This is a genomic window from Bradyrhizobium sp. MI1.7 (assembly GCF_055811795.1).
This window is the reverse complement of the sequence record NZ_JBVVPO010000093.1, coordinates 18,290-22,593: the sequence shown is the minus strand read 5'-3', so window position 1 is coordinate 22,593 and position 4,304 is coordinate 18,290. Positions and strand designations below refer to the sequence as shown.

General features: G+C 58.2%; 3 protein-coding genes and 1 pseudogene. 2 read left to right on the top strand and 2 right to left on the bottom strand.

Annotation, left to right across the window (positions count from 1 at the left end; translation table 11 throughout):
* Positions 1 to 1,228: 1,228 nt before the first annotated feature.
* A pseudogene (locus AC0L3X_RS42485) lies at positions 1,229 to 2,113 on the top strand (ATP-dependent DNA ligase); the annotation flags it as partial.
* 30 nt (positions 2,114 to 2,143) lie between these two features.
* Here AC0L3X_RS42485 and AC0L3X_RS42480 read toward each other — a convergent pair.
* The gene (locus AC0L3X_RS42480) at positions 2,144 to 2,665 is read right to left on the bottom strand and encodes a DUF1003 domain-containing protein (protein WP_354100544.1); all 522 of its coding nucleotides are present in this window, start codon (positions 2,663 to 2,665) and stop codon (positions 2,144 to 2,146) included.
* The gene (locus AC0L3X_RS42475) at positions 2,665 to 3,123 is read right to left on the bottom strand and encodes a low affinity iron permease family protein (RefSeq protein WP_354098960.1); all 459 of its coding nucleotides are present in this window, start codon (positions 3,121 to 3,123) and stop codon (positions 2,665 to 2,667) included. The genes AC0L3X_RS42480 and AC0L3X_RS42475 overlap by 1 nt, the downstream gene beginning before the upstream one ends.
* A 135-nt stretch (positions 3,124 to 3,258) precedes the next feature.
* On the opposite strand from AC0L3X_RS42475, the gene AC0L3X_RS42470 reads away from it, so the two are divergent.
* Positions 3,259 to 4,092 carry a hypothetical protein gene (locus tag AC0L3X_RS42470; protein ID WP_354100543.1) on the top strand — a complete coding sequence of 278 codons (834 nt, stop codon included), beginning with the start codon at positions 3,259 to 3,261 and terminating at the stop codon, positions 4,090 to 4,092.
* Positions 4,093 to 4,304: the final 212 nt, after the last annotated feature.

Below are 4,304 nucleotides of genomic sequence, written 5' to 3'. Positions count from 1 at the left end.
TGCTCACACCGCGCCAAACGGCGTAACATCCGCCGAGACTCTAACCGCTACTGGGTGAAACTTCAGGGGCAGGTCAACCACCCCATAAATTGACGATGCGACGAACAAGACCACTATCCAGGCGACCAACCAGTTCTTTTTTACTTTCTCCGAAATTGACCTAACCATGTTCTCCCTTTCAACCAAGGTGATCTCCTTACCTAATGATATTGTTCGTACCAATGTTCATACAGAAACGGAGAGAAGCAAAAAGCCACTGGTGCGATGGCTCAGAAGCCCTCGGCGACCGCCGTGCATAATCTTCATTTACAATACAAAAAAAGAGTACCAACGCGGCAGCGGACCAGCAACCATAGAACCACCGAGCCCTAAATCGATGCGGCGCTCATTTTTCCATAAATATCGCGTGCGCGCGAAGAACGGGGTGCGACAAAGCAATCGATTTGGTCGGTCATCGAACTATCGACTGAAAAATCGTGATCGCGATTCTTGTTATGAGCCAGCGGGGCGCACTAACAAATGCTCAAGGGTTAGCCTTCGGCCGGCTACTCACAGCGAAGCGTCGCTTATGGCTAGCGGAACAGCACTCCGCCTCACGCCCACCGCCTGCCGGCCGCGATGAGGAGTTTTTGAAAGCAATTTTCGCAGTTGATTGCACGTTCCTCATCACGTTTTCAGAGAGCGCCGTGCCAAATGCGCCCGCGCGTCGTCCCAATTGCGCGGCATAGCGAAGGCGATGATCTAGAGCCGTGACGCAGGTCTCGTGTCCGCCATACTTCACTTCTCTTTATGATCCGCAATTAGTGGTCTCACATCATGCCTTAACGCTGCGCAAGCGCGCGCACGCTGCAAGGGTCGCATCGACTTCCGGCAGGCCGGGCCTTACGCCTTCGGCTGCAGTTCCGCATCCGCTTATCCGCCGTCACCCTCCCACGGGCATTGAGACCGTCAATTAATGCGGCTCAGAAGGCGAAGGAGCTGCAGATGTCCCACAGGTCCCGTCACCGCAAATCCCCTACGATTCGTGCGAAAGATTTTCGCTCGTGGTTCAACGCAGCCTTACAGGCGGAACGACGCGGTATTTACACGCGTTGGCTCCTCGCAAGGAGTAGGCATGAAGAGCGCCAAACCCGCCAAACATCAAGTTATCCGCCCGATGGAGGCGAAAAGCGTCACCGCCCTTCCCGCAGGCGCGAACTGGGTGTACGAGCCGTAATGGGATGGGTTCAGGTGCCTCGCGCTGAAGGATGGTAAGACGATCGGGCTGCAAGGCAAATCCGGCAAGCCGCTCGACCGCTATTTTCCCGAGGTAATAGAAGCGATCGCTTCAATTGGCGTTAAAAGGCTGGCTCTTGATGGGGAGATACTCATCAGGATCGATGGTGAGCTCTCATTCGATGCGCTGCAGATGCGTCTTCACCCGGCAGAGAGCCGGATCAGGAAGCTTTCGATCGAAACGCCTGCGATATTCACTGCGTTCGATACGCTTCTCAGCGAAGGCGGCAGAAGCATCAGCGCCGAGCCGTTTGGGCAAAGGCACAAGGCGCTTGGAGATATCTCAGCCGGGTTCAAGCACCAGCAGGTGAGCCTGACGAAGCAAACGGCAAGCCTCAAAACTGCACAGGTGTGGCTCGATAAAGGGTTTGCAGGGACCGACGGCGTCATCGCCAAGCAGATCGATCTCGATTACCGCTTCGGCGAACGCGCAATGCTTAAGGTAAAGCGCATCCGCACAGCGGACTGCGTTGTCGGAGGTTTCCGCTATGCACAGGGCAGTAAGCTCGTCGGCTCGCTTCTCCTCGGCCTGTATAATGACAAGGGGCTACTCGACCATGTCGGCTTCACGTCAGCGTTTGCAAAGGAGGATAGAAAAGCACTGACCGCGCGGCTTGAGAAGCTGGTCGGGCCGCCCGGCTTCACGGGTGATGCGCCGGGCGGACCAAGCCGATGGGCGACAGAGCGTTCGACGGAGTGGCAGCCCCTGAAGACCAAGCTTGTCGCGGAGGTCAGTTTCGACCATGTAACGAGCGGAAGGTTTCGGCATGGGACGCGACTGCTGCGCTGGCGCCCGGATAAGGCACCGAAACAGTGCACGACGGAGCAGATCACCTGACCCGTTTTCGGGCTCCAAGCCTCGCGCTGTCTACTGCTTCGCTTCTTCGTCCTGCCGGTCTCTCAAGTCCTGCGCTATCTGATCGACCGACGTCTCGCTTGCAAGCTCATCCGGGCTGCCATCCTCGATGTCCTCGACATCTAATTTCTTCGCAAATCGCTGCAACATGCGCAACGACTGGGTCGCCTCCCTCTCTGCAAGGAGATTGATCTGCAGCTCCAGGTGATCGCGCCGTTCGAGAGTTCGGTCGATCAGGCTTTGGCGTATCAGCACGCAGGAGGTGAGGAGAACGGCTTCGACCGCGAGGATCGTCGCGAGCAGGGGAAATGGATATTCGTCGAAGGCGTGATGCGGGAAAAAGTGGCAGAGCATGATCCAGCCGAGCACGAACACGCATTGAAGAAAGAAAAACTGAACGGTGCCGGCGAACCAGCCGATCCAGTGAAACAGACGGTGATGGACAGCGAGAGTTTCTTCGTCCTGCTTTTCAAGGCGAAGAATTGCGTCAATGCTTTGGGCAGCGGGCCTCTCTGACTGAGTGCCCGCCCGCATCAGTTCGCGACCTTTTCCGCGGCCCGTCGCGCGGACTTCCGCGTTTTGTCGACGGTCTTGTCGGCCGATTTTTCAGCGCGCGCCCTCGCCTCGCATTTGCGGCGTAGATCCTCGATCTCATCGTCTGTCAGGTGTTCGATACCGACCAGTGAATTACGGGCCGCGCCGACCCGGATCAATTCGTCGAGCTTGACCTGGATCGCGGCGCTATCGCGGTTTTGAGAATTCTGGATGAGAAACACCATGAGGAACGTGACGATCGTCGTTCCTGTGTTGATCACGAGCTGCCACGTATCGGAGAAACCGAAGACCGGTCCGCTTACCGCCCATACGATGACGATGCCGGCCGCGATAATGAACGTTGAAGCCCGGCCTGCCGCCAACGAGGTTCGGTTGGCGAGTTCGCCGAAAAACTTCGAAACTCCGGATGGCTCTTTAGCTTTTGCTTTGCCCTTCATGAATGTCGCCCCTGTGTCAGCCGCCGGGATAAATCGGCACTGCGTCCTAAAGTTCCATTGCCTAGGAACCAACCTCTCACATGCTCATTATTGCGGCAGACGGCGCGAGGCGCGGTCATTTGCGGAGCGAATTATATGATCGATACTGTCGTGGTTGCACCGGGAGGGCCCGCGGGCTCGCCTGGAACAGGTGTGTCCTGGCCTTCTATCATCGCGGGCGCAGTCGCCGCGTGCGCGATGACCCTCGTACTGCTCGCCTTTGGCACCGGACTTGGCCTAAGCGCGATCTCGCCGTGGGGAGGCTCAGGCGTTTCGGCCACCACTTTCAAAATCACGACCGGGCTTTATCTGATCGTTATCGCCATGATCTCGTCGTCGATCGGCGGGTATCTCGCCGGGCGTCTGCGGACGGCATGGGAGGGCGTGCACGCGGATGAGGTCTACTTCCGAGATACGGCGCATGGGTTTATCGCGTGGGCTTTAGCTTCGGTACTCGGCGCCGTTGTGCTCGCTAGCCCGGCGACAAGCCTGATTGGCGGCACCGCAGCCGGTGTGAGCCAAGGAGCCGTCACGAGCGCCGCTCAATCAACCGGTCCGATGGACGGTTATGTCGACACTATCCTGCGGGGCGATCCCGCTGCACAGAATGCTAACCCCGCCGATGCCCGCGGCGAAACAGTCCGCCTTTTCACGCGAAGTTTTCGCAACGGCGGCGAACTCAAGGGTCCGGACCGAGATTACACAGTCAAGGTCGTGGCCGCCCGGACGGGCCTGAGCCAGCAGGACGCGGAAAAGCGGGTCAATGAGGGCGTCACACAGATTAAGACCGACATCGATGCCGCACGCAAGGCAACCGCTTCGCTCGCATTCTGGATCACGGCTTCGCTTCTCCTCGGCGCCTTCTGCGCCAGCCTTGCAGCCACCGAAGGCGGCGGCCTTCGCGACGGCACCTGGAAACGCCGCCGATAAACGAAAGGAAACATCATGCCGATTTTACTCTGGCTCCTTGGAATTCCGATCCCGCTCATCATCCTGATCCTTCTGCTGCGGTAATTGGGATGCGTCAGCGGCGCGTGACCCCCGCCCCGGACGCTCCCCCCGCGAAGCACTTTGTGGGGGGGAGCAAGCCGTTAAAGGTTTAGAATGGAAATAACGGGGGGGTGGCCCTGGTTTTTTAGCGA